The sequence below is a fragment of the Haloferax sp. Atlit-6N genome, assembly GCF_003383195.1.
Classification (GTDB): Archaea; Halobacteriota; Halobacteria; order Halobacteriales; family Haloferacaceae; genus Haloferax; species Haloferax gibbonsii.
On the sequence record NZ_QEQJ01000004.1, the window covers coordinates 135,367 to 161,118 of the forward strand.

General features: G+C 64.6%; 25 protein-coding genes. 14 read left to right on the plus strand and 11 right to left on the minus strand.

Translation table 11 applies throughout. The features are described 5' to 3' along the window. Positions 1–147: 147 nt before the first annotated feature. Together DEQ92_RS14660 and DEQ92_RS14665 are read right to left on the minus strand one after the other, a co-directional pair. Positions 148–438 (minus strand): hypothetical protein, encoded by a 291-nt coding sequence (locus DEQ92_RS14660; RefSeq protein ID WP_004976145.1) that lies wholly within the window; start codon positions 436–438, stop codon positions 148–150. Between the two features lie 499 nt (positions 439–937). After that, positions 938–1,189, minus strand: a complete 252-nt coding sequence (locus tag DEQ92_RS14665) for a hypothetical protein (RefSeq protein ID WP_004976149.1) — start codon at positions 1,187–1,189, stop codon at positions 938–940. A gap of 490 nt (positions 1,190–1,679) precedes the next feature. Here DEQ92_RS14665 and DEQ92_RS14670 point away from each other — a divergent pair, with 490 nt between their 5' ends. After that, positions 1,680–6,197 (plus strand): dockerin type I domain-containing protein, encoded by a 4,518-nt coding sequence (locus DEQ92_RS14670; RefSeq protein ID WP_233516880.1) that lies wholly within the window; start codon positions 1,680–1,682, stop codon positions 6,195–6,197. 72 nt (positions 6,198–6,269) lie between these two features. On the opposite strand, the gene DEQ92_RS14675 is transcribed toward DEQ92_RS14670, so the two are convergent. After that, positions 6,270–6,500 (minus strand): hypothetical protein, encoded by a 231-nt coding sequence (locus DEQ92_RS14675; protein ID WP_004976153.1) that lies wholly within the window; start codon positions 6,498–6,500, stop codon positions 6,270–6,272. Positions 6,501–6,904: 404 nt separating this feature from the next. Here DEQ92_RS14675 and DEQ92_RS14680 point away from each other — a divergent pair, with 404 nt between their 5' ends. The 5 genes from DEQ92_RS14680 to DEQ92_RS14700 all read left to right on the plus strand — a co-directional run bounded on the left by DEQ92_RS14680 (position 6,905) and on the right by DEQ92_RS14700 (position 11,472). Then, on the plus strand, positions 6,905–7,177 hold the full coding sequence (locus DEQ92_RS14680; protein WP_004976157.1) for a PRC-barrel domain-containing protein: 273 nt from the start codon (positions 6,905–6,907) through the stop codon (positions 7,175–7,177). 275 nt (positions 7,178–7,452) lie between these two features. Continuing rightward, positions 7,453–7,812, plus strand: a complete 360-nt coding sequence (locus tag DEQ92_RS14685; protein WP_004976160.1) for a hypothetical protein — start codon at positions 7,453–7,455, stop codon at positions 7,810–7,812. A gap of 96 nt (positions 7,813–7,908) precedes the next feature. Continuing rightward, on the plus strand, positions 7,909–9,291 hold the full coding sequence (locus DEQ92_RS14690; RefSeq protein ID WP_199522739.1) for a pentapeptide repeat-containing protein: 1,383 nt from the start codon (positions 7,909–7,911) through the stop codon (positions 9,289–9,291). Between the two features lie 123 nt (positions 9,292–9,414). Continuing rightward, complete coding sequence (locus DEQ92_RS14695; RefSeq protein ID WP_004976165.1) at positions 9,415–10,317, plus strand: hypothetical protein; 903 nt, start codon at positions 9,415–9,417, stop codon at positions 10,315–10,317. A gap of 132 nt (positions 10,318–10,449) precedes the next feature. Continuing rightward, a complete protein-coding gene (locus DEQ92_RS14700) occupies positions 10,450–11,472 on the plus strand; it encodes a cell division protein FtsA (RefSeq protein ID WP_004976166.1) in 1,023 nt (340 codons plus the stop codon). Between the two features lie 84 nt (positions 11,473–11,556). Here the strand turns inward: DEQ92_RS14700 and DEQ92_RS14705 are convergent, their stop codons facing one another. After that, positions 11,557–12,039: a zinc finger domain-containing protein gene (locus DEQ92_RS14705; protein ID WP_115821077.1), complete on the minus strand. Its 483-nt coding sequence runs from the start codon at positions 12,037–12,039 to the stop codon at positions 11,557–11,559. 121 nt (positions 12,040–12,160) lie between these two features. On the opposite strand from DEQ92_RS14705, the gene DEQ92_RS14710 reads away from it, so the two are divergent. Then, positions 12,161–13,348 (plus strand): tubulin/FtsZ family protein, encoded by a 1,188-nt coding sequence (locus DEQ92_RS14710; protein WP_115821078.1) that lies wholly within the window; start codon positions 12,161–12,163, stop codon positions 13,346–13,348. A gap of 99 nt (positions 13,349–13,447) precedes the next feature. Beyond that, on the plus strand, positions 13,448–13,843 hold the full coding sequence (locus tag DEQ92_RS14715) for a response regulator (RefSeq protein ID WP_004976171.1): 396 nt from the start codon (positions 13,448–13,450) through the stop codon (positions 13,841–13,843). 23 nt (positions 13,844–13,866) lie between these two features. On the opposite strand, the gene DEQ92_RS14720 is transcribed toward DEQ92_RS14715, so the two are convergent. Next, a complete protein-coding gene (locus tag DEQ92_RS14720; protein WP_050459339.1) occupies positions 13,867–14,124 on the minus strand; it encodes a hypothetical protein in 258 nt (85 codons plus the stop codon). 359 nt (positions 14,125–14,483) lie between these two features. On the opposite strand from DEQ92_RS14720, the gene DEQ92_RS14725 reads away from it, so the two are divergent. Further along, positions 14,484–16,280, plus strand: coding sequence for a hypothetical protein (locus tag DEQ92_RS14725; RefSeq protein ID WP_115821079.1), 1,797 nt, complete (start codon positions 14,484–14,486; stop codon positions 16,278–16,280). Between the two features lie 49 nt (positions 16,281–16,329). Here DEQ92_RS14725 and DEQ92_RS14730 read toward each other — a convergent pair whose 3' ends face one another. Further along, positions 16,330–17,490 (minus strand): signal peptidase I, encoded by a 1,161-nt coding sequence (locus DEQ92_RS14730; protein ID WP_115821080.1) that lies wholly within the window; start codon positions 17,488–17,490, stop codon positions 16,330–16,332. A gap of 440 nt (positions 17,491–17,930) precedes the next feature. Between DEQ92_RS14730 and DEQ92_RS14735 the strand changes: the two genes are divergently transcribed. The 4 genes from DEQ92_RS14735 (at position 17,931) to DEQ92_RS14750 (ending at position 20,629) form a co-directional block, all read left to right on the plus strand. After that, positions 17,931–18,551: a hypothetical protein gene (locus DEQ92_RS14735; RefSeq protein ID WP_115821081.1), complete on the plus strand. Its 621-nt coding sequence runs from the start codon at positions 17,931–17,933 to the stop codon at positions 18,549–18,551. 30 nt (positions 18,552–18,581) lie between these two features. Next, positions 18,582–19,286 (plus strand): hypothetical protein, encoded by a 705-nt coding sequence (locus tag DEQ92_RS14740; protein WP_115821082.1) that lies wholly within the window; start codon positions 18,582–18,584, stop codon positions 19,284–19,286. Between the two features lie 30 nt (positions 19,287–19,316). Continuing rightward, complete coding sequence (locus tag DEQ92_RS14745; RefSeq protein ID WP_115821083.1) at positions 19,317–19,937, plus strand: hypothetical protein; 621 nt, start codon at positions 19,317–19,319, stop codon at positions 19,935–19,937. Positions 19,938–20,035: 98 nt separating this feature from the next. Then, positions 20,036–20,629 (plus strand): hypothetical protein, encoded by a 594-nt coding sequence (locus DEQ92_RS14750; protein ID WP_197092890.1) that lies wholly within the window; start codon positions 20,036–20,038, stop codon positions 20,627–20,629. A gap of 25 nt (positions 20,630–20,654) precedes the next feature. Here DEQ92_RS14750 and DEQ92_RS14755 read toward each other — a convergent pair whose 3' ends face one another. Further along, positions 20,655–21,677 (minus strand): DUF5305 domain-containing protein, encoded by a 1,023-nt coding sequence (locus DEQ92_RS14755; RefSeq protein WP_004976181.1) that lies wholly within the window; start codon positions 21,675–21,677, stop codon positions 20,655–20,657. A gap of 110 nt (positions 21,678–21,787) precedes the next feature. Between DEQ92_RS14755 and DEQ92_RS14760 the strand changes: the two genes are divergently transcribed. After that, positions 21,788–22,906, plus strand: coding sequence for a hypothetical protein (locus tag DEQ92_RS14760; RefSeq protein ID WP_115805295.1), 1,119 nt, complete (start codon positions 21,788–21,790; stop codon positions 22,904–22,906). A gap of 15 nt (positions 22,907–22,921) precedes the next feature. Here the strand turns inward: DEQ92_RS14760 and DEQ92_RS14765 are convergent, their stop codons facing one another. From DEQ92_RS14765 to DEQ92_RS14780, 4 genes are all read right to left on the minus strand, one after another. Then, complete coding sequence (locus DEQ92_RS14765) at positions 22,922–23,824, minus strand: hypothetical protein (RefSeq protein WP_004976184.1); 903 nt, start codon at positions 23,822–23,824, stop codon at positions 22,922–22,924. Positions 23,825–24,418: 594 nt separating this feature from the next. Continuing rightward, a complete protein-coding gene (locus DEQ92_RS14770; RefSeq protein ID WP_004976185.1) occupies positions 24,419–24,808 on the minus strand; it encodes a hypothetical protein in 390 nt (129 codons plus the stop codon). A gap of 183 nt (positions 24,809–24,991) precedes the next feature. Next, a complete protein-coding gene (locus DEQ92_RS14775) occupies positions 24,992–25,300 on the minus strand; it encodes a hypothetical protein (RefSeq protein WP_004976186.1) in 309 nt (102 codons plus the stop codon). Positions 25,301–25,398: 98 nt separating this feature from the next. Continuing rightward, the gene (locus DEQ92_RS14780) at positions 25,399–25,668 is read right to left on the minus strand and encodes a hypothetical protein (RefSeq protein WP_004976187.1); all 270 of its coding nucleotides are present in this window, start codon (positions 25,666–25,668) and stop codon (positions 25,399–25,401) included. Positions 25,669–25,752 lie beyond the last annotated feature (84 nt).

The following is a 25,752-nucleotide window of genomic DNA, read 5'->3' on the forward strand; positions in this document are numbered from 1 at the left end:
GGTAGAGTCTTCGCTCCGACAGAGACGCGCGTAGAAATAATGATGTAGAATACGGAGACACAGAACCGGGATTTCACGACGAGGAGGCGAACGAGCGGAGCGAGGCGGGTCGCGGTCGACGCGGAGGCCGACTCGCGCGCCGCGCAGTCAGCGGAGCGACTCGTGCGGCATCGTGTACAACTGCACGTTCTCCGCGATGGTCACCTCCTCGAAGTGGCTCTCCGTCGCGAACAGGTCCGAAACGTCTTCGACCTGCTCGACCGGATAGATGTGCTTCGCGCTTCCGTAGCCGTGGTAGACCTCAACCGGAACGGCGAACGCAACCTCTCCCTCGTCGACTTCGACTGTCGCCCCGAACGTCAGGCCGTCTTCGTCGTCGGCGATTGTACAGATGGTCGACGGTACGGTTTCCCCTGCATCGTATCTCTCTTTGGCCATGCGTTGACAACCCACACGATTTTTCGATACTATAAGCAGTATCGCTCCCTACCCATACACCGGAAGGCGTACTGCTCAAGTTTCAGCCATATGTCCAACGAGCACCGTGATAATTATTACTCAACTCGCATAACTAACTGATAGATTGATACGTTTGACACGGGAGTTCTCCGACTGTCGACTCACCGCGCCACAGTCTGGGCACGGTCTCCGAGTTCTGACCACGGCCACTTGACGCGCCGCGTGAGCCGTCTGTACGCGAACGGTTCGGCATCGACACCCCACGACCGGTCCGAACCGATGCGGCCGTCGTCGCGCGGTCGCGCATAGCTGTCGCAGGTTTGTCTGGTCGGTTCGGTGGTACGTCCGCGAGTCTCTGACCGTTCGGTACATAGTCAGCTCTCGGATATTTCGGCCCCTGCGGACGGTCGTCGAACGCGACTCGGGTTCGCGACTCGGGCAGGACGCGGAGGCGAGCGAGCGTGCGACCACGACCCACTCAGCGGAGCGCGTCGTGGGGAATCGTGTAGAGCCGAACTTCGTCTTCGACCACCACCTCGTCGGTTTCGGTGTTCGTGACGAACAGGTCCCAGACGCGTTCGACTTGCTCTGTCGGATAGACGTGCTTGGCGCTCCCGTATCCGTCGTAGACGTCGACGGAGACGGCGAACGTTATCTCTTCTTCCTCGGCGGGGACCGAGCAGATGTCCGCAGGTACTGTTTCACCCACTTCGTAGTGTGTAGCCACCATATTGTATGGAACGTTCTTGTCAGCACCTACGAATCCGCACGTTCACGGGTACTGAAGGCACTCATTCGGTTGGAAGTCCATGTGACAGCCAATAATTGTTTCTCCGAGTGACAGTCGATGTGTTCATCAGCGTCGACGAGTCGGAGAGGGAAAGTATCGTTACCAAGTCGCACAGTGGTGTAACAATGTTAGAGTCATTATACCTATCGACTCCGCTCTGAGAGACCTCGAGAACGGTTCTCGAAAGGGGTCAGTAGAAAGCCGCGGAGTCCGTCGAAAACGCGGGACAGTCAATTGTTTCCAACGAACCATACAATTATACTATTTCGATAAACACTTGCGAGCGATGCGAGCACGGATAGCAGTTACACTAGGGGCAGTGCTGTTCGTCTGCTCGGTCGCATTGGTTGGGGTTAGTGCGGCAGAGGAGATACAGCAGCAACCGGATACAGAGGTACAACCGATAAACGAAAGCGGGGTCCTCGAGGTGGTGTTCATCGACACGGGCTCGGGGGCAGACTACCACTTCGAAGGGGGTGACGTGGACACGTCGTCGCTCCCGCGCGGGGAGTATCTCGTCGTCACCTACACGCGGACCGACGACGGCATCCAGAAGCAGACCGAACGCGTCGAGCTCTCGGACGATTCGACGGTCACGGCGACCGACGCCGAGTCGTCCGACGAACTCCTCAGTTCGTTCAGTCACGACTCGGAACCGGAGATCGACGTAGGGGCAAGTGTCGCCTACGAGTACGGCGAACCGTCGTACGACAGCGACGGGACTGTCGACATCCGCGTGAGCGCGGTGAACGTGACGACCGAGGAGTACGTGCCGGCGAACACGTCGCTCACGGTCGAAGTCGAGACGCCGAACGGCACGGACACGTTCAACGCGACGACCGGTGAGGACGGGACGGCGGTGGTCAGCTACGACCTCGCCGGACGCGACGACGGCGAGTACCAAGTGTTCGTTACGTCGGACACGAGCGGGTACTCCGGCTACGCGAGCTTTACCGCTGGCGCGCGAGCCCAGCTCGTCCCGCAGTACTACCGCCAGACGACGCCGCAGAACAGCACCGTGGGCGTCGCCGTTCACACGAGCGTCGACGGGGAACCCACCACCGGTGACCCGGTTCACGTCGAGATTCGGGCACCCGACGGGAGCGTCACTGAACAGAACGTGACGACGGGGACCGACAGTTTCGCTCGGCTCAATCTCACGACGACACAGACGGGGTCGTACGTCGTTCGTGCGACCGGACCGAACGGCGAAACCGAGCGCGCGACCATCGATTCGGCGGAGTATATCAGTAGCGTCAACATCCCGAACTGGTGGGAGCTTCGCCCGGGCGAGCGCGCGTCGATTTCCGGGACGGTTCTCACCGAGACGGGCGAGCCGCTGGCGAACGAGGAGCTAACGCTGCGCGTCGAAAACGAGAGCGACGTGGTCCTCGATACCCAGACGCTCACGACGACCGCCGCCGGCCAGTTCGTGACGTCGTGGGACGTGCCGGCGAACCAGACGGAGTACCGCGTCCACTACGACGTCACCCTCGAGACGAACGGCGTCCGAATCGCCGAGGACGCGGAACTCGAAGTCGAGAACCGAACGAGCGGAGACGACGAACCGGTGCCGGACGAACCGGCGGCCGAGGTGGAAGTCCGGACGGGCGGTGACGTCAGCCCGGACGGAAGCGCGACGGCGACAGTCGTCGTCGAGAAAAACGGCACGGCGGTAAGTAATCAGGACGTTCGCGTGCTCTCGGGAGTCGACGCGACAGTTCTCGATTACCGGACCGTAACGACGAACAGCACCGGCGCGGCAACGGTCTCGTTCGACCTGCCGCAGTCGCTCGCGAACTACCACAACAGGAACATCCGACTGCGCGCGACGACAACTGTCGACGACAGCACAGTCGTCGGCTACGGCTACACGGACATCTCGCAGGGCGAAACCGAACTTGACGGGGAGTTCGGAACCGAAGCCGGCCAGTCGGCGAACGGTTCGATAGCGTTCATCGACGCGGATGGCTCGCCCGTCTCGAACGCACCTGTCGCGTACGTCGGTGCACGCAACGGCCTGCGAGCCGGCGTGTTCGCGACCGGGTTGGTGACGACGAACGCGAGCGGGCAGGCGTCGTTCACCTACGACGTGCCCGCGGACGCGCAGCTCTCGGTCGCCCTCGCGGCCGACAGCCGAACGCGGGACTTCAACTACTGGACGTCGCCGTCGCTGAGCCAGTACGTCGTGGACGTCAACGTCACTGACAGCGGGAACGGCTACACCGAAGTCGCGCCCGGCGAGACGGTGACAATTAACTACGACGTCCCCGACGAGACCGTCGAGGGCGGCGTGCTCACCGTCTATTCGTGGGATGAAGAGGCCGAAGAACGCGTGCTCACGACCCGGACGTTCGCGCCGGGCGAGAACGCGTCGGTCAGGATTCCGGCGACGACCGAAGCCGGTAGCTACTCGGCGATGGTCCAGACCGTCACCGCAGACGGTCGGCTCTCGTCGGCAGAGGGCTACATCAGCATCGACCAGGACGCAGAGCCGATCCGCGAGACCACGTCCGTCTCCGGTCACGTAACCACGGCCAACGGGACGCCGCTGGTCAACGACACGGTCGCGTTCTTCGACGAGTCGTTCGATAGCCCGTCAGCCGCCGCAACGACGAACGGTTCCGGGTTCTACAACACGACGCAGGACATCGCCGAATTCGACCAGTCGGTGCTCCAAGACACCGAGTACCAGGTCGGGTTCTACCAGTTCAACGCGAGCGAGTCGGCCTCCAGAGCCGACGCGTGGCCCCGCGATGGCGTCGCGGACATCTACGCGGTCGACCGAATCAACACGTCACAGACGACGACCGTCGATGCCGAGATTCCCGAGGGCCACGTCCTCAACGTCTCCGTGACGGCCGAAAACGAAAGTGCGGTCGAAGACGCACGGCTGCGAATCACGCACGCGAACGGCTCCGCGAGAGTGGTGTTCGGAGGCCGGACGAATGCGAACGGACGACTCATCATCAACGACGCGCCTCGGCCCGGCGTGGAAGTCACCGGCAACGTGACCGTGGAGGTCGCACCGCCGGTTGAGTCCGACGCGTACGAGGACACGATTCAACGGCAGCGCGTCACCGTGACGAACGACACGGACCTCTCGTTCACGCTCGCCACGAACGAGACGGACGGGTCGCCGGCGAATCTGACCGGCTTCGTTGAAGCCGCCGACGGGACCGTCCCGCCCGGTGAGGTCGTCCTCGACACTCGTCTCGGCGCACCCGACGGCGACGTGTCGTCGCTCGGGCCGAACGGCGAATACGACCTGACGGCCGCCCGCGGAACGTATCAGGTTTCGTTCGTCCAGCCGAGTAGCCAAGTCGACGGGGTGCCGGACCTCTACCCGCTCCACCGCGTCTACGCCGACGACTCGACGCACCTCGGAAGCGATGAACTACCGAATGCCAACCGCCTCAACGTGACCGTACTCGACCGGCAGGGCGACCCGGCCGACGACGCGACGGTCGTCGTCGCGTACGGCGGGAACCGCGTGTTCGATTCCGTCAGCGGGCAGACCGCTAGTGACGGCCAGTTCATCTTCGGCCAGACCCAGGGTGTCGAAGTCGCCGGCCCGGAGGCGGTCCCCAACGATTACGGCGGCAACGTGCAGGTCCAAGTCTACGGCCCGAACGAGACCTTCGTCGGGACGCGGCTGAACGTCACGTCGGACACGAACCTCACGGTTCAGTTGACCGACCGAGTGAACGTCACCGGTCGGTTCGTCCGGCCGGACGGCGAACCGGCGGTCAACCGGACCGCGGTCGTCCTCGGCGATACGAACGGTACGTCCGGCGGCGGCTTCGCCCGCACGGCCGACGACGGGGCGTTCGGCGTGTCCGTCGCGGAAAACGGGACCTACAACGTGAAGTTCCGACAGGAACGGTACGCCGAGGAGGGAACGAGCTTCCCGCGCGACGGCGTCCCGGACGTCTACGCGGCGACGTCGATTGACGTGGGGGCCGCCCCGCACGACGTCGGAACAGTCGCGCTCCCCGAGGCCCACCAGCTCAACGTCTCCGTCGTCGACGCCGGCGGCGACGCGGTCGAGAACGCGCGCGTCACCGTCGACCACCGCAACAACGGTTCGGTCGGCTTCGTCTCCGGAAGCACGCTTCCGAACGGCACGATGGTGCTGGACGCGACCGGTCGCCCCGGCGTCGAACTCGTCGGCGACCTTCGGCTGACCGTCGAAGCGCCGCCGAACGCGACCGACCTCGAAGGTATCGAGACCACCGAGACGCTCTCGCTCGACGACGACCGAACCGTGACGGTCCAGTTGGACGGTGACGAGGACGACGAGAGCAACACGACGCCGGATGCGGTCGACGTTCGCGCGCTCGCGACGCCGACGACCGCGAGCGTGAACGAGACGGTGACCGTCGACCTCGTCGCGACGAACGTCACCGACGGCGTCGGCGCGTTCGAAACGACGCTCAACCTGACGAACGGCACGGCGGGAACGATTACCGACGTGACCGTTCTCGGGTCGCCGCTCGAAGCGAATGCGACGTACGGCCCGGAGAACGACTCGGTCGCAATCGACGCGTTCGGCATGGACACGGCGCAGAACGGGACCGTCACCTTCGCCCGCGTGAACGTCACACTCACGTCGGCGGGAACGTCCGAACTCGCAGTCTCCGAGACGGTACTGGGAAGCGAGCCGGGTACCGAATACGACGTCGGCTCCGAGAGCGGCGCGACCCTCACCGCGGTCGCGCTCGAGCCGGTCGGTGCATCGGACGCCGTGCCGACTGACCCGGACGGCGACGGAACGTTCGAAGACATCAACGGCGACGGAAACGTGACCGTCTCCGACGTGCAGGCCATGTTCGCGAACCGGAACAGTCCGGGCATCACCGACAACGCCGACGCGTTCGACTTCTCCGGAAACGGCGAGGTCAACATCGTCGACGTACAGCGGCTGTTCGTCGAGATTCGGGACTAACACCCCCGTCAGGGGAACGTCCCGACAGGGGTTCTTTTTCGAACGCGCGGTAGTGGCAGCCTCAGCGTCGTCTCACCGTCCGCCGCTTCCGAACTCGCTCGACAGGATTCCGGGGAGGTCGGTCAGCCAACTGACCGCCGCACAGACGACCATCACGCCGACCGCAGCCATGTATCCCCAGACCGTGACCGTGTCGAGTACGAAGTCGATAGCGACGAATCCCGAGAGGATGATGGCACCGCTGACCGCCGCCGCGACGACGACGAACAGCGCACCATACGCCCGGACCGGACTGTCTACCATACGGAGAAAGTGTGTATTCAAAAACATAAATGTGAAGATTACTTTGCATCATGGCAACGGGACTGTACGCAGCGCAGGCGGCGACGGCGCTCGGCGGGAGAGACGACAGCGGGATAAACACGACCAACCGCCTGCCCGTGAGAAAATGGTCAGTCGGCCTCGGCAGTGGTGGTGGGTCTGTGGAAGGAACACCGAGGCTCAGTTTTCCTGACCAGATTCATATCCATTAGGCGTGCCTAAATACATATCGACGCGGGAGAATATCCAGCGCTCGCGTCGTCTCTCGGCGACTATCGCGCGGTACGCGTCTGGACCGGAACGCCTCGTACCCCTCGATGCCCCTCGGGACCGAACCGCCCGCATCGACCGAGGTATTTTTTATTGACACGTTCGATGGCGTAGGTATGGTCCCCCAGTCACCGACGGGCATCGAACCGATTCCGAGCATCGAAGGCCGCCCCGTGTACACCGCCTCGGGGAACCGGTTGGGCGAGGCAGTCGACCTCTGTGTCGACCTCGACGACGACCGCGTGACCGCGCTTCTCGTCTCGGTCGAAGACCCTCCCGAGGGAATGGAAGTCGGTCCGCGGGGGATTCGGGTCCCGTTCAGGTCCGTGCGGGGGATGGCCGACATCATCGTCCTGACGGGCGACCCCGGTATCGAGGCCGCCGACTGAGCTCGAACATCGGTTTTCGACTGTCCACGCAGCGACGGGCACATACGTTGATATACTCCCGACGACGACCGTATAGCGGGCAGTCGTGTTGGTCAGGATGTGGACAGCGCGATTGCCCAGTCACGGCGGCCCGTCCCGCCTGCACGCCTCTGACAGACGGTCGGGCCCCGACCGTTCAGGCCGCGAGTCGCGAGGTCCGCGACCCGCGCTGACGGTCGAGAGACGCCGAAAACTGTTGTAGATACGTTGATAGGAGTGGGTCGAGTAGGCGACGTATGAGCCTCTACGAGTCGATTCACCAGTTCGTCGGTGAACACGAGACGCTCCGGTCGGTCAGCCACTACGAGGAGATGACGGTGCTTCTGACCGAGACGCGACTCGTGCAGATTCGACACGACGGCGAGCAGGCGACCCCCGAGGAAGTCCGAGAGGTGCGGACGATACAGCTCAACCGCCCCGTCTTCGCCGGCTGTTCGGTCGAACTCGAATCGGACCGGACCGTCGTCGGCTTCCACGACAGCGCCGGCGAGACGGTTCGGCTGGTCACGCTCCCCGTCCGCGACTTCGAGTTCGCGGCGACGTTCTCGGCCGTCGTCGGCGACGCGGAGGCCGGCGCGCCCTTCATCGAGCGGTAATCAGAGCAGCCGACTGAGGTGGCGACGAAGGTGAAATCGGACGTTCGCGACATCGTGACAACCTATTTACGTGATAACGACGAACGGTCGAGCGACGTGGAACGCCCCGCTCGCTGTGCTTACAAGCACGTCTTCGACGCCGACGACGAGACGGGTGCCGACGAATCGCCATCCGTGTGGCGGTGTCCGCACCCCGCGAGCGGTGCGGCCGACCGCTGTCTCTTTCACCGCCCCGTCGGCGAAACGCGAACCGCGGCCGTCACCGAGGCGCTCCGCGAGACGATTGCCGACCCCGAACGGCCGTCGGCGTTCGTCGGCGGGTCGTTCGAACGCATCGACCTCGCAGGGCTGACGCTCGCCGACGACGCGCCGCTCGACTTCCGCGGCGCGATGGTGAAAGGAGATATCGACCTGCGCGACGCGGCGCTCGAGGGCCCGCTGCGGCTCGACCGCGTCTCGGTGGGCGGCGCGGTGTGCATGCAGCGGCTCGACACGCTCGCGACAGTCACCTGTCGCAGTCTCCAGGTCGGGGACCGCTGGGTGCTCTGCGAGTCGCGCTTCGGCGAGCGCTTCGACGCGACCGGCTTCAGCGCAGGGGCGGTCGTCGCGACCGAGGCGCGCTTCGAGGGCGGGGCGACGTTCCGGAAGGGCGTCGTCGACGACGACGTGTCCGTCGCGGAGGCGCAGTTCGGCGGGCCGGCGTGGTTCTCCCACACCCGACTGGGCGGTCGCCTCGACCTCGGGAACGTCGCGTGCGACCGTCGGCTCTCCCTCGCGCACTGCCGCGTCCGTGAGAACATCGTCGCCGCGTCGGCGACCGTCGACGACGGCCTCTCGCTCGAACACCTGACGGTCGACGGCGAACTCGACGCGACGCGGCTCACGGTGGACGGCGGCATCGACGCGACGAGCGCCGGCTTCGGCGGCCGGGTCGACTGCACGGGGCTCACCGCCCGCGACGGGACCGTCGACTTCACGCACAGCGCGTTCGACGGCCCGGTCTCCTTCGACAACGCGACCGTCGAGGGGCGGGCGCTCCGGTTCCGGAGCGCGCGATTCGAGTCGGGGGCGGCGTCGTTCGTCCGCGCGACCGTGACCGGCGGCCTCGACCTCTCCGACGCGGTCTGTTCCGCCGACTCGCCGGTTCGAGTGGTCGAAACCACGGTCGGCGGGAGCGTCGTCTGCGACCACGCGCGCTTCGGCGACGAGGTGTTCTGTTCGGGCGTCCGCGTCGCGCGCGACGTGGACTTCTCCGACTGCACCGTGGGTTCGCTCGTTTTCGGGGTGGAAATCGAGGGCCGACTGGACTTCGCGTACACGCACGTGACGGACGCCGCGGCCTTCGGCGACACCGTCGTCCGCGGGCCCGCTCGGTTCACCAGCGCGCGGTTCGACGCGGACCCCACGCTCACCGAGGCGACCCTCGGCGACACGGTCGCGGCCTACGACATGTCCGTCGAGCACGCCGGCGGACAGTAGCGACTCGGCGGACAGTAACGGTGCGCCAGCGGGTCGTGACGGGGCGTCGGTTCGGACGCCGGCGGCGGTACGAACCCCGAACCCAGCGAACATTATATGTCGCGCCGGAGAGTGGTCTGAGGCATGTCGAGTGACGGGCAGAACACCCTCATCGCCCTCTACCGGCGGTACGTCGACGCCGACCCCGACGAGACGACCGTCTACGCGGGCTTCGCGCTGTTCTTTACGGCTATCGGACTGCTCGCCGTCGCGCTCGCGGCGGTGGTGTGGAGCGGCGGCATCCCGCCCGAGAACATCTTCAAGTACGAACTCCGCGAGGTCGCGGGCGTCACCGGCGCGCTCGGGATTCCCCTCCTCTTGGTCTCCGTCGTGGTCCTGCTTCCCTCCCAGTACCGGTTCCCGACGGTCCTCGCGGGCGCGGGCCTCCTCGTCTGCGCGGTCGCAGTCGTCCAGTTCGTCGGCGCGTACCCCCACAACTGGAACGTCTCCGCGAGCGCCGACCAGAGCGGCCGCATCGTCGGCATCTACTCGCTCGGCGCGGTGGCGGTCGTCGCCGCGAGCGGCACGTCGCTCGTCGGCTTCCAACTCGCCCGCGCGAGGACGAGCGGCCCCGCCGCGGGCGGGGGCGATGCGGAGACCGACGCGACCGACGACGGCGAGGACGAGGAAGCCGTCTCCGCGCAGGTCCGCCGCGACATGGACGAGGCGATGTCGAACACCGAACTGTCGTGGGGTGGCGTCCGCAAAACCGAGACCACCCGCCTGAAGCTCGATACCTCCGCCGTCGACGACGTGGACCGGGCGAGCTTCGAGAACGCCAAGGTGACCGAGACGCGCGGCGGCGGGGTCGACGACGCGGTCGCCGGGCTACAGGGGCTCCGCGGCGGGAAGAAGGACACGGCGGTCGGCGACAGCACGGACGACCAGGCCGCCGCGCTGGCCGAACTCCGGAAGCAACAGCAGGCCGACGCCGAACGCGAGGACTCGGACGGCGTGGTCGACCGGATTCGCGGACTGTTCTCCTGAGTCGTCGCGGGACGCCGGGCTATCGGTTCGGCGTTGGATTCATCGGCAGAAGTGAATGTCAAAAGCGCATACAGATTTATGCGACAGCCCTACGACGCGTGAGGTATGGCGAAAGGCCTTGACGTAGGTACCATGAACATCCTGTCCGCGAGCCAGGATGGAAGTGAGACCGTATTTGTCCAGCAGCGAAACTCGTTCGTCGAAATCGACTACAGCGACATGGCGGAGCAGATGCTCTCGCGGAGCGACGTGCTCCACATCCGCAAGGACGACAAAGTGTACGTCGTCGGCGACGACGCGCTCAACTTCGCGAACATCTTCGGCAAGGAGACGCGCCGGCCGATGCAACACGGCATCCTCTCCAGTGAGGAGTCCTCCGCGATTCCGATGATCAAGCTCATCATCGAGCAGGTCGTCGGCTCGCCCTCCCGGCCGAACGAGCGCCTCTTCTATTCGAGTCCGGCGGACCCCATCGACTCGGACCTCTCGACGCTGTATCACGACAAGACGCTCGAATCGATGCTCGGCGACATGGGCTACGACCCCGAACCCATCAACGAGGGGATGGCGGTCATCTACAGCGAACTCGCCGACAACAACTTCACCGGTCTCGGCGTCTCCTTCGGCGCGGGCATGACGAACATCTGTCTGGCGTACTACGCGGTGCCGGTCATGCAGTTCTCCATCGCCCGCGGCGGCGACTGGATCGACCAGCAGACCGCACAGGCCACCGGCACGGCCGTCGACAAGGTCACGTCCATCAAGGAAGACGACTTCCAGCTCGACTTCCGCACGGACGTCGGCGGCGTCGAGGGCGCGCTGTCGATTTACTACGAGAACCTCCTCGACTACGTCATCGAGAACATCGAGCGCGAGGTCGACGAGGAAGACATCGAAGAGGGCCTCGACGTGCCCGTCGTCGTCACCGGCGGCACCTCCAGCCCGAAAGGCTTCGAAGAGCTGTTCGAACACCACCTCGAAGACTCCACGATTCCATTCTCGGTCAACGAGGTTCGGAGCATCGACCGCCCGCTGTACAGCGTCGCCCGCGGGTCGCTCGTCGCCGCCCGCTCCGAAGAGGAGTCCGACGGGAGCGCCTCGGAACCAGAGCCCGAACCGGAACCCGAAGCAGAAGCCGCACCGGAATCGAACTGAACGCCGACCCGAACTGACGCACCCGACCGGACAGTACGTCACGACCGAGGTCGACGCGCCGCCGGGAGCGCGCGAGCGAGCGCGTTACTCGTCTCCCGTGCGGTCCCCGCGGTCGCCGTCCTCCCCGTTTTTGCGCTGGTAGTCGCTGGACTCGCGGTCAGCGGTGTCGCTGTCACCCGTCTCGTCGGCCTCGACGGCTCCGGACTCGGCGACGCCTTCAGTCGCGTCGCTCTCGTCGGTGACGGCGTCGCTCTCGCTGTTGTCGGCGTCAGCTTCGTCGCCCTCGGCTCCGGACTCGTCGTCGCCGTCAGCAGACTCGCTGTCGCCGCCAGCGGACTCGTCGTCGCCGCCTTCGTCTTCAGCCACCACGCCCTCGTCGCGCTCGCGCGCCCCGCGGACCGCCCGTGCGTGAAAGCGGGCTATCGCGTCGTCCCACGACTCTCGGTTCGGCGCGTCGCGCTCGTGGACCGTCTCGACGCCGACGAAGCCGCACCGCTCGCAGTAGCGCGCCGCGCGGCCGTCGAGCGAGAGCGTCGAGAGGGGCTGTGAACACCGCGGACAGGTCATGCAGTTTGCCGGTGGTTCTCGCCCGGGTCGTATAGAACTACCCCGTCGGCCGCGCCGAAGACCCACGTGTGACAGTCCGCTAACAGAAGATTCACCACTGATGGCGTGTCACAGAGAGACGATGAAGGTCCTTTGCTTCGGAGTGGGACAAGCGGGTGGGAACGTCCTCGACGCCCTCCTTCGGTACGAACAGCGCACGAACGCCGACTACGTCGTCGACGCGGTGGCGTACAACACCGCGTCGGCGGACCTCCGCGGCCTCGACCTCGTCCCCGAGGAGAATCGCATCCTCTTCGGCGCGGACGAGGTGAGCGGTCACGGCGTCGGCGCGGACAACGAACTCGCCGCCGAACTCGCCGAACGCGACAGCCGACAGCTCCTTCGCGGCACCGACGACTCCCCGACCTCCACGGCCGACGCGTTTCTCATCTTCGCCGGACTCGGCGGCGGCACGGGCAGCGGCGCGGCCCCCGTGCTCGCAAAGCACCTCCAGCGCATCTACGAACAGCCCATCTACGGCGTCGGCATCCTTCCCGCCGCAGACGAGGGCGCGCTCTACTCGCGCAACGCCGCGCGGTCGCTCAAGACGTTCGTGGACGTGACCGACCACGTGTTCGCGTTCGACAACGGGGCGTGGGCGAAAAGCGGCGAGGACGTCGCGCAGGCCCACGACTCGATGAACGAAGAGCTGGTGCGGCGCCTCGGCATCCTCTTCGCCTCGGGCGAGGTGAGCGAGTCGGGGACGGTCGGCGAGAGCGTCGTCGACTCCTCGGAGGTCATCAACACCCTCCGCGGCGGCGGCATCTCGACTATCGGCTACGCGGCGAGCGAACTCCCCGAGAGCGACGACGGCGGCGGGTTCAGCATCAAGGGACTGCTGGGCGGGGGGTCGTCGTCGGTGGACGAACTCGACTCCATCAACCGCATCACGACCCAGACGCGGAAGGCGGTGCTCGGTCGGCTCACCCTCCCGTGTGACGTGGACTCCGCGTCCCGCGGGTTGGTCGTCGTCAGCGGCCCGCCCGAGTGGCTCAACCGGAAGGCCATCGAGCGGAGTCGGACGTGGGTCGAAGAGCAGACCGGGAGCATGGAGGTCCGCGGCGGCGACTACCCGCTCCCCGAGTCGGACCACGTCGGCGTGCTCGTCCTCCTCGGCGACGTGTCGCGGAGCGACCGCGTGGCCGAGGTCCGGTCGACCGCCGTCGAGGCCGAGCGGGACCGCCGCGACCGCGAGGCCGACGACACGAGCGCCGACGCCGACGACGATGCGGAGGGCGTCGTCGACGAGCGCCTCGATACGTTGTTTTAACTCGGTCGCGTCGCCGACCGCCGCCGAGGCGGGGGTGCGGCCGGCGGCGGTTCGTTCCGGAGAAACTGTCAAATACTCTCTCGGCGAACAGCTAGGTGCGTGTCTGAGACCAGCATAGCGGCGACGCCGCGCATCCTCGCGTACGGCCCGCAACCCGCGGGTTCGGCGATAGCACAGTCCGACGTGGACGTGGAGTTCGTGGAGTCGAGCAGAGAGTTGTTCGAACGGTTGACCGAGGCACCGGCCCATCTCATCATCTGCCTCCACGCCCCGCCGGTGTTCGACGGCGTCGAGGCGGTCAAGGGTATCCGGCGGTTCGACGCGACGGTCCCGGTGGTGCTGGCGTCGCGAATCCAGAACACGATGCTCAACCTCCAAGCGGTACAGTCGCAGGTCACCTGGAGCGTGAACCTCGCGGGCGAGGGCCCCATCGAGGAGGCGCTGTTAGACCTCGTCACCGACGCGAGAGAGTGGTTAGAACGGCAGGCGGAGTAGTCACCGAACCCGGTCGAGACCGGTCAGTCGTCGGTCGACGGGAAGTCGAAAGGGCCCAGCGTCTGCTCCGCCTCGTCGGCCGCGTCGGCGGCCGGGAACGAGACCCGTCCGAGTTCGTTCTGTACGGCCCACAACCGCTCGAAGAGTCGGTCGAACTCGTCGTCCGCGTCGTCCGGGAGGTCGCGAGCGCACTCCCACAGGAGTTCCTCGGCGCGGTCGACGTGAGCCGTCGCCCGTTCGAGTGCGTCGCTGGGCCGTCGTGCCGGTGTGTGTTCCGCCATTGTTTGACTTAGGTCAGCAAATGGCATAGTCGTTTCAGTGTGTCTAATAATGTTATGTCTGTTATAGCTGGCCACAAGATTGTTTACCGAGCTGACAATCAGAATGATTTATATATTCGAAGTGGTTACGCCTACGTGGATGCAGCACCGTACAGAGTAACCCCTCGGACGCATCCACATGACCGAACTCATCCCCCCTTCCCCCCTTCCCCTTTAGGTTCGGTCACCCCTTTACGGGGCGAAACTGTTCTCAAGAGTGACGTCCGTCGGACGAGAAGCGCGGCCGGCCGAACCGCCGACAGTCGGTGTGTACAAGGCGCTCCACGTCCTACTGACGAGTAGGCTCTGGAGACCGTCGCATGAATCAGAATCTCTGGTACGCCGGCGTCCTCATCGTGGTGCTCGGCGTCACCCTCGCCGCGGTTCCGACGGGCAGTTTTAGTTCGGTCTCCGGACAGCGGCCGGTCGACGTCTCGGTCGTCGACGACGACCGAGCCCTCGTCGCGCTGGAACCGACCGGCGAGGTCGTGACGAGTCCAAGCCGCGGCAACGCCGTGGCGGTCGGCTCAATCGTAAACAACCTCGGCACCGACGTGACCGTCGACTACACCGCCAGCATCGACGTGAACGCGCTTTCGCTCGCGCAGTCGGGCGGCTCTCCGACGCTCAGCCGGGGCGGCGAGCACCAGGTGACGGCCTACTGCCGGCGACCGAACGCGGGGAGCGGCGTGGCGACACTCGTCGTCGAAGTCGATTCCGCGCAGGCGGACGGCGTCTCTATCTCCGGTGCGACGCTCGAAGCGCGAGTCGAGTACGATTGCACGAGCGGGAACGGCGGCGGTAACCCCGGGAACGGCGACGACAACCCCGGGAACGGCGGCGGCAACGACGGCGGAGATAGCGGCGACGGGAGCGATGGCGGCGACGGCAACCCCTCGGGGCCGTCGAACGGCGTCGCCTACGTCGACAGCGACGAAGACATCGCCTACGATGACGGCGAGCGCGTCCTGACCGAACAGGAGGTCGCGACGTTCGACGACGACGACGCGGTGCTCGTCGTCGGGACCGACAACGGCACCATCGACAACAGTTGGCGCGCTATCGACATCTCGGCCAAGCGCGTCGTCGTCACGCACACGACGTTCACGAGCGGCGACTCGGTCGACATCGAGGCGGAGACGGGCATCGAGTTCACCGACGTGACGGTCAACTCCGACTGGGGCGAGGTTACGCTCTCGGGCGAGTCGATAACGCTCCGTCGGTCGACGATAGACGCGAAAAACGGGAAGATAGAACTCGCGGCCGACGGCGGGACGCTCGACGTGCGCGAGAGTGCGGTCCGGGGGAAGAACGACAAGGTCGAACTGACCGGCGAGACGGTTCAGGCCGGTGGCGCGACCATCCGGAACACGAACGACGAAATCGAACTGGCGGCCGACGACGGCCCCGTGAACGTCACGGGAGCGACGCTCGACAACCAGAACGGCAAGGTCACGCTCTCGGGCGAGTCGGTTCAGGCTCGCGGCGCGAGCATCAGCACGCGAAACGGGAAAATCGACCTCGCGGCCGACGACGGCTCCGTGGACATCCGCGACGCGAGTCTCCAGAACCAGAACCGCGACATCGAGGTGAGCGGGGAGACGGTGTCGGCGCGGAACGCCTCGATTACGGTCGTCAACGGGCGGATTTCGCTCGACGCCGACGACGGCCTCCTCGACATCGAGAACGCGACGGTCCACGGGGAAAAGCAGATTGACCTCACCGGCGAGCGCATCGGTGCCGCGGGCGCGTCTATCGAGACGAAAAACGCCCAAATCGACCTCCGGTCGGGGTCCGGCGACGTGACGCTCGACGGCGCGACGGTCGAGACGAAGAACGCCCAAATTACCGTCGAGTCCGCGGGCGACCTCCGCGCGAACGAGAGCGTCTTCGAGACGACGAACGCGGACGTGTCGCTTTCGGCCGACGGCGACGCGTTCCTCCGCGACGCCGACCTGCGCACCACGAACGCCGAACTCGCCGTCGAACTCGGCGACGCGTCGGCGACGCTCTCGGTCGACGGCCTCGAAATCCGAGACCGAGACGACACCCTCGACTACGACCCCGGCGGCGCGGGAGTGACCGGAACGCCGAGCGCCGGGCAGGTTCGCGGGTAGTCGAAGTCGGGAGCGCGCGGACGCAGCAGACCACCGGCGTCCAGCGCACTCACAGATACTTGCGTCTGAACTGCTCGACGAGCGAGACGTTCCGGTCGGTCGAGCGCAACCGAATCGGGCCGAGACCGAGCGCGAGGACGCTCACGAGGAGCGTCGCGAACGCCAACACGGCGTCGATAGCCGCGATTGCGAGGAACGGATGAACCTCGTGTAAGCCGAGGATGACCGTCTGCGGGAGCACGGGAACGTACAGCTGTTCGCGTATCTCGCGGTCGTACGCGCCGGTTCGGTCCGGCGCTTCGATGGTGAGCGTCGTGTTTTTCGACCCCTTCCCGGGGACCACAAACACGGACTGGCCGAACGAGACGCCCGGGTCGCGGGATTCGAGGACGGTGATAATCGGGACGTAGCCGTTGTTCGTCAGCGTGTAGTCGATGACCGTCGTCTCGCCGACGCCGACGACGAGCGGGTTCTCGTTCGGCGACTCGGAGCTCACGATGGTCAGTTCCGTCGGTCCCGACCCGAGAGCCATGCTCAGCGTCGCGGGCGTGACGACGATGACGACGAGCAGGAGGAGGACGACGCCGCTCGTGTAGTAGTCCGGACGGCGACGGCTGTGCGAGCTCTGTTTTCGCCCGCCCCCGGAGCCGTCGAACACGAGGCTCAACGCGATGAGAATCCCGCCGATAGCGACGAGGAACATGGGCGAGGGCTCCCCGTCGGCGGCGCTCTCGAACCCCGGCAGGTTCCCGAGGAGGTCGAACGCGCCGGTCGCGAGACCGTTGACCGCTCCGACGACGGCACCGAGCTGCGGGATGACGACGACGTTCCCGTTTATCTGGAGCGCCTCGGCGACGATTTGGGACCGCTTGACCGGCGGCTCGACGCTCTCTTGGTCGGTGAAGGGGTTGGCGTCGCCGCGCGTGATATACCCCTCTTCGGTCCACCTGACAACCCGGTGGGTCGTCAGCCCGCCGCCGTGGAGTTCGCGCGCGTTGAACACGACCACGTCGCCGGATTCGGGGTCTTCGAGCAGGACCGACGGGACCGCGATGAACCCGTCGCCGGGCTCCATCGTCGGCGACATGCTCCCCGTCTCGACGTAGCCGAGGAGCACCGGCTGGCCGAGCGCCTGCCCGAACAGCAGCGCGACGACGGCGAGGACGAGGAGGCCGAGCACCGCGTATTCGAGGACGTCGCTGAGTTTCACGGCGTGTATGAGACACTACGTGTGAACCCGTAATTACCTATCGCCGACTCGACAGCACTCGTGACCCCGGCGCGTGGGTGTCGGTGGGGTCGTCACGCGTCCCGGCTTGGGGGCCCTCACTTTCGATGTGCTAGTATGTCGTGTTCTGTGGTAGCTCGGTTCGATACACGCGTTACCAATCATCATGGAACGGCGCACCACAGACACCGGTTCCGAACAGAAATCGACAGACTGCGAGTCAGTTGCACCGTCCTAAACCCTCGATTGAACGCCGAAACCGACCCGCGAAAGGTGGGCTTGAACCCGACTCGACGGGGAGAAAGCCGGGCTTGTCGAACGGAACGACGACCGAGAACTCGTTCAAGCACCGGAATACAAAGTGGGTAGGTCCTGTTGGAAGGGATAACGACGCAGTCACCTGTGTCAGGGAGAACACAACCATGGCAATCAACAGACGCAACATCTTGATCGGACTCGGAGCACTCGTCGGCGGCGGCGGCGCACTCGTCGGAACGGGCGCGTTTACGACCGTGAGCGCGGCGCGTGAAGTGAGCGTGAGCACGGCCGGCGACGGGAGCGCGTTCCTCACTCTCGAAGAGACTTCAGACTACGTTTCTGACGATGGAAGTAGTGATACCGTGACGATTAATCTCGGTGGGAACGACAGCAATGGATTCAACAAAAACGCGATTACCGAGCTAAGTGCTGTTCTGACTGTGACGAACAACGCGGCCGACGAAGAAAACATCAACGTCGGAGTTACGACAACTGCCCCAGGTGGGAGTCCGAGTCCAGAAGGAAGTACTCAGATACTCTTCCAGACTACCGAAGATGGTAGTACAACAAACGACGCGCTAGTCACGTTTACCATGATCGGCGGTTCAACTAATCCTGAAGACGACGGAGCTGTCCAGACTCTCTCAAACGGTGAGCAAGCGAAAATTGACGTGACGGTTAACACGATACCTAGTGACATGACTGCAGCCGAGGGTGATTCAGTAACTACTGCCGAAGGAACGAGCGACTTGACAATCGTCGCGAATGACGCAGGTTCCTCGTAAGCACACAAATCAGAGATATCGTAACACACAATGAAACGACGCAACGTCATCACCGCGATTGGAACGCTCGCAGTCGGAACCGGGACGGTCCTCGGGACGGGCGCGACCGAAGTCCTCTCGTCGAACGAAGACGGGAGTTTCCGCGTCGTCTCGCCGGGGGCGAACATCTCGATTAGCGTCCCGGACAACCCGGGTAGCAACGTTTCGACGTACTCCGACGCGGGGACGAGCGACGGGAACATCGACTTCGAGACTCTCGAACCGGACGAACTTCCCAAAGTCCACGTCATCGAGCGGTCAAGCACGCCCTCCGGCGACATGATAGAGATTCAGGTCGCCGTGGAAGCGAACCAAGACAAAAACCTCGGGAATATCCTAGACATCACGAACAACAACGATAACGACGACTACTACGTCGGCTTCGAGTTCACCGAACTTGGCACGGCTGTCACCGGCGGCGACATCACGAAAAAAGAGGCGTACACCGCCTTCCAGTTCAAGGACAGCATCTCAAACACCGTTTCAACCGACACGACGACCGACTCCACCGAGCCGGCGAACTACGTCACAGTACCCGCGGACGCCGGGACCGAATCTGTCGAACTCGCCGTGGACACGACGGCGGAGAGCATCGAAGACGCCCTCTCACCTGGTGACTTCGGGAACAACAGCGAGAGCATCACGCTCATCGACGAAGTGACCGCGGTCGCGACACAGACCGACCCGAACGCGTAGCGCTCCGGGAGAACACGAGACAGAGAACCAATGCCCACACGCCGCCAGACCCTCTTCGCCCTCAGCAATTTCTTCATCGTCGGCGGCGTTCTCGGCGTGAGCGCCACGACGACGACCCAATCGACGTCGGGAGCGAGCTTTCGCATCGTCGCGCCCGACTACCTCTCTCTCACGGCGACGAACGACCCGCCGATTCACGTCGAGACGGACTCGTCCGGCTACGTGACGCGGCTCACCCCCGGCGGCGACGAGAATGGCGTCAACAAGCGCGCCATCACGCGCTTCGAGGACATCGTCAGCCTCACCAACGTCAGCGAGGCCGACATCGACGGCGTCTACTTCGAGTTCGACGTGACGAGCGACTCGCTTTCGGACTCGACGCTCGAAGACGTCGAGGCGGCGTTACAGGTCACGGCGGGCGACGAGGCGCTCGCCCCGGGCACGGACGGAGACGACCTGCTCGACGTAAGCACGGCGGTGTCGGGTCCGGAAGGCGTGCTCGAACCGGGGGAGTCGGTCCCGTTCGGCCTCCAACTCAACCTCATCCCGTGGACCGGACCGAGCACGCTGGAGGATCTTCCGGACCCCGAGGCGTACAGCGCCACGCTACGGATTCACGTCGAGCGAGAATCGTCGGACTCCGGCGACTAATCGGGCTGGTGTCGTCGGTACGCCGCGCGAGGCGCTATCTGTGCGGCCGCTGACAGCAGAGGAACTATGTGCGGCGGGGCAGTATCGACGGTCGATAGATGAGTCCCAGCGGTGCCGGCGGGTTGCTCGGCCGCACGTCAGCCTCGACGCCGGACGGCGGCGGCGAGGACGGCGACGCGCTGACGCGCGACGAGATTTTCGACCTGATGAGCAACCACCGCCGGCGGTACACCCTCCACTACTGCAAGCGGGCCGACGGCGCGGTCGAACTCGGAGACCTCGCAGAGCAGGTCGCGGCGTGGGAACAGGACAAGGAGATTTCGGACCTGACCTCCGCCGAGCGAAAGACCGTCTACACGTCGCTCCAGCAGACGCACCTGCCGCGGCTCGAACAGGCCGGCGTCCTCCGATACGACCGGGGCGAAGTCGAACTCACAGAGCGCATGGAGCGCCTCGACATCTACATGGACATCGTCCCCGAGAACTCGGTTCCGTGGGGGGTGTACTACCTCGGCCTCTCGGTCCTGTCGAGTCTCGTCGTGGCGGCCCTGTGGGCCGACGTGCTGCCGACGGGGACGGTCCCGCTTCTCGCCTACCCGACCGTCATCGTCGCGGCGTTCGGCCTCTCGGCGGCGTACCACACCGTGACGAACCGCCGCTACCAGTTCGAAAACCTCGAACGGCCGCCGTAGGACGGGTCACGCCCGAGGGGCCGGCTCAGAGATTGAGCCACGCGTGCGTGTTGGTCTCGTCGAGCGAGTAGTAGTAGATCTCGCTGCTGTCGATGACGGCGTACGTCTCGATTTCGGGGTCGAAGATGACGCGACGGTTCGTGTCAATGGCCACGTCGACGAGGTCTTCGAGGGTGAGAATCGAGATGTACGGCTTGTTCGCGTCCGTCGGGAACTCGCCGCGAGAAATCCACTCCTCGTGGCGACTGTGCGAGATTCTCGTGCGGAGTTCCTCGGGGTCGCTTCGGTACTCGGTGCGGATGACGAGGCCGGCGAGTCCGAACAGCACCAACGCGGCCGCGGCGAGTCCGCCGTACTCGACGGGGTTCGGCGGTCGCGTCACGGTCCGCGCGACGGTCGTCGAGTGTCGCCGGTCGTCGGCCAGCGACCGTTCGAGGTAGTAGGCCCGCCCGGAGAACGCGAGCGGCGTGCTCGCTTCGAGCGTGCCGCTGTACGACCCCGTCTGGTACGTGACCGTGAGGTTGAGGCTCGTCCTGAACTGACCGACTCCGCCGGTTTCGGTCCGCTTTTGCTGGAGGTCGCGGTCGAGCGTGGAGACGTTGAGCGAGGGCGCGTCGACGGCGGTTCCGTCGGTGACGAGCGTCTGTTCGTCGAGGAGGACGGTCTCGTTCTCGTAGAACGGCGTGCCGTCGCGAACGCCGACGGTGCGCAGAACCAACCGCTGTGTGACGTTGACCGACTGGTTCGCGGGGACGTCGGTGTGGACGCGGAACGACACGTCGGGCGAAATCGTCATGAAGTAGACAGAGCGGTTCTCCAGCGTCGACCCGCGCTCGTAGAGCGTCGTGTTCTGGGTGACGACCGCCCGCGTGTCGACGCCGGTCTCGACCGACTGCACGTTCGTCTCTTCGGTCACCGTCTGCGTCGTCGGCGTGAGAAAGACGTAGCCGGCGGCGACCAGACACGCGACGCCCGCGATGGCGAGGACGGCGACCAGCACCCGAGCCTGCTGCGTGACGAAGAGTTCGAGGCGGTCGTCAAATCCCATTATCGAGAGGGGAGCGCGGCACTCGCGGGATGTACATACGGGCAGATAGTTCGAGGCGCAAGAAAACTTTTGTCCTAGCGACCGATAGGTTTTGCGAGGCAGTACAGTACATGGTCTCCGACCCCGTCGACAACGACCGAGCAGACGACATCCCGTCGTCGTTCGAAGCCTGGCTGGACCAGCGAATGAGCGAGACCGGTAAATCGCGCGACCAGTTGTGCCAGGAGTTGCTCGCGTCGCACTGGCAACTCAACGAGATCACGGAACTTCTGGGTCGCGACAGCCACGCCTCGGACGAGAGACCCAGCGAGGCGAAGAGCGCGACGCGCTCGCCGTCCAGAGATGATACGGAACCGAACAAGCCCGTGAGCGACGACGAACTAGCCGAGGTCCTCGAACTCATCGAGGGACTTCAATCGGAGGTCGATACGGAAGCACAGCGGCGCGCGCGCCTCGAACAGTCGGTTCAGACGCTTACGACGCGACTGGACGAGGTCGAAGACGCGCTCGACGAGGTCGAAGACCTACCGGCCGAACTCGACGCTGTCGAGTCCACGTTCCGCGAGCGACACCAAGCGCTCGACACGCGGTTCGACGACGAGTTCGACAACCTCCAGACGATTCTCGAGTACCTCGTCGAGACCGACGACCGCGTCGAGACGAAACTCAAGGAGATAGAGACGCAGTACGGGGCCGAGATACGGGAGATTCGGGCCGAACGCGAGCAGTTGCGTCGGGTGAAACAGGCCGCAAAGGAGGCCGATACCCACGAGGGAGACTGCGAACACTGCGGGGAGACCATCGACCTCGCGCTTCTCACCAGTCCCGAGTGTCCGAACTGTCAGCGCCCGCTGCACGGCGTCGAAAAAGAGACCAAGTGGCTCGTGCTCACCGACTACACCGTGACGGTCGCGAGCAGCGACGGGGGCACGCGGCGCGCGTCGGAGACGACCGCTCGACCCGACCTCGACGCCGCGCGGGACCCCGCGGACTCCGGCGGCCAACCGTCCGAACCGAAGCGCGGCGCGTCCGGAACGTCCGACCGCCCGGTGAGCCAGAGTCGGGAAGCGGTCGACGAGATAATCGACTCGTTCGAGTCGGTATCGACCGGCGACGACGGGACGACCGGGACCGACGAGACGGCGGACGCGACGGGTGCTATCGACCCGGACGCGGCGATAGACGCCGACGAGAGCACGTTCGAGTGGAACGAAGACGACTTCCGGTGAGGCGCGACGCCCGCCTCAGCCGAGCGATAGCGACCCGTCGGCCTCGAACTCTATCGCCGCGTCGAACAGGGATTTGAAGGTCCGGAGCGTCTGGTCGTCGTGTCGCGCCGGGTCGACGTGGTAGTGGGCGCGTGCGCCCGCCGAGGAGACGCGATTCGTGAGGATGTGGAGGAACCGGAAGAGGCGCTGGTCGTTGTTCACCGCGGCGATGAGGTTCGAAAGCGAGTGCACACAGAGCGTCGATTGGACCGACGACTCGCCCCACTCGTTCAGCGACTTCGTGATGAGGAGTCCGATGCGACGGAGGTCCGTCGCCTTCGTGACGGTCTTGATAGTTATCGGCAGGTCGGCGGCGTCGATTGTCCCGGAGGCGTCGTACGACTGGACGCTGATGAGCGTCTGGTTTTCGACGCTCCCGACGCGGTAGTTGTTGAGGATGTTGAGCTGTTCTTCGGGCGTCGTCTCGACGGACACGAGAAGCTGGTTTGCGCCCCCCGAGTCGCCGGTCATGAGTTGCGTACAGAGGTTGTACTCCGCGGCGGTCTCCGCCGGGCCGACGACGAGGATGTTAGACTGCTCGGACACGAGGTCGAACACCGCCGCCGCCTTCTCGTCGAAGTTCGCCTCGTCGAACGGCGTGTCCGAGCGGTCGTCGATGAGGTCCCATTCGGACGCCTCGTCGTCCGGTAGCGACGCCGACGGACCCTGCTTCCGCCGAATCGACTCCGCGAGTTCGGAGAGCGTCGATGGCGTCCGGTCGGTCGTCGGTCCGTCCTCTCCCGCCGGCGAGGCGGTGTCACCCGATTTATCCGAGGTCGGCGTCCCGTCTTCCACGCGGTCCGCAAGGTCAGATAACGACGGCGAGTTCTGTATCTCGGTGTCGGAGTCTCCCGACTCCGCATCGTCACGGTCTGCCATAGTGGCCGATGGGTGTGAGCATGGGTTGCGAGGGAGTTCGTGAAGCGGTGGCGACTGGGCGGGAACGAGAGCGAGAACGTGCCCCGTTCCCAACGTGTTTCACTGTTTTGAACTCGTAGGGGGTTCACTTAATGTATGGGGCTTTGCCGGCGAAAGACAGGATAGCGTTATACACCGTCTCGGGGGGACAGACGAGCTGATAAATTTCGTATGGGAAGACGAATAGATATCGAGAGTGGGATTTCGCCTGCTCGAATTTATGGTCGAAATCGGCGTTTCAATATTGATATATTCAGACAATACTGACTGTTTCTGGAATCGGGGTCGAAGAATCTGTGGACGAGGGTTCAGAATACGCAATAACCCAAATGAGTATAAGTGCGTGGATTTCTTCTCGATAGGGAAGATTTCGAATCTGATTAGCCAGCTTTTATCTAGTTCGTAGAGTTCGTCAAGCTGTAGATTCCACTCTGGCGCGAACGTGGGGGCGCACGACTACGTAGTAGAAGTTCTCATATTTGCCAATACTGTCGTTAGGTAAAATCGACCCGGACCGGGTATCGACCAGCCGAGTCAGAAAGTCTACTGTGTTGGTTATTTGCCGAATCTGATGCCGTCTTCGACCAGTCGAAGGTTTCGTTCCCGGTCGATGTGCGGCTTCAACCAGTCGTACTCCTCGATTTGGAGGATGAGGTCCGCTTGGAGGTTCCGCCACGCGATGGCGTAGATGGGCGATTGCCCCCACGCGCGGAGTTCGGGGATGAACTCGTCGTAGCGCTCGTAGTGGCCTTCGAGGCGTTCGAGAGCGTCGACCACGTAGCCGGCGGCCTCCGATTCCGTCTCCGCGCCGTCGATGGCCCGGTTCAGTCGGGTTTCGAGCCCCTCGACGGCGCGTTGCATGTCCTGTGCCGCCGTGCCGTCGGCCTCCGGAAGCGAGTCGATGATGGGCTTCGGAACGCCGAGCGAGAGTGGTTCGATAGCCATACCTCGAACTGGGCGGCAAGGCGGCAAAAAGGCGGCGACGGTCGCAGCACGGCGCGGACGAATCCGACACCACGACGCCGTCGGGATGGCGGTGTCGAACAGCGTCACCACTCGTCACCGAGAACAGCGCGCCGGGGTGCCTCCGAAGGCCGTCCCGACCTCCGGTTGCGGCGCGTCGCTCTGTTACGCGTTCGTCTCGTCGGTCCGCGCCCTGAGTTCGGATTCGACGAGGGCGTCGAAGTCGACGCCGTCTGTCCGGTACTGGTCGCGGTTGTCGATGACGACCAGCCCCTTGTCTGTGATTTCGTACAGCCCGGAGTTCGGCGCGGGCCCGACTCGCGCCAACAGGTCGTAGTCCGCTAAAATCGGCAGTCGCGTGTTGATGTACGAACGGTTCTTATCGAGGATATACGAGAGATTCACGGCGGTGTTCCGCCTCCTATCTGAGAGTGCCTCGAGGATATCGAAGTCAGTTGGGACGGCCAACTTCATACATGGTTGTTCGTAGCCGCTGTTAAATAAACAGCTTATTGCGAGGGCCTACGGCCGGGTTCGCGCGGCGAGGGGCGATAGGGCGGCGATTTCGGGTCTTACCGATGGTCGAGCGCGTCGCGTGCGAGGCGCAAGTCCTCGATAATCCGCGTGTGGCGGTCGATTGCATCGTCGATATGCCGCGCCGTCGCCGCCGTGTCGACTCCGGCGTCATCGTGGTACTGCGCCTGCAGCAAATGCGACTCCAAGGCCCGCGACGTGGAGTCACTCGCCGCCAACAGCGCCTGGGTAATCGTCCAGTCTACCGTCCCGTCGTCGGGGAGTTCGTCGAACTCCAACCGCTCCCCCTCGTATCGTTCTGCCATCATGGCCCACGTTGGGACGTTATACTATTTAAAGTTATAGCGACGTGATAATTCCGACGTTTCGGGTTCGATAGGAAACCCACTATA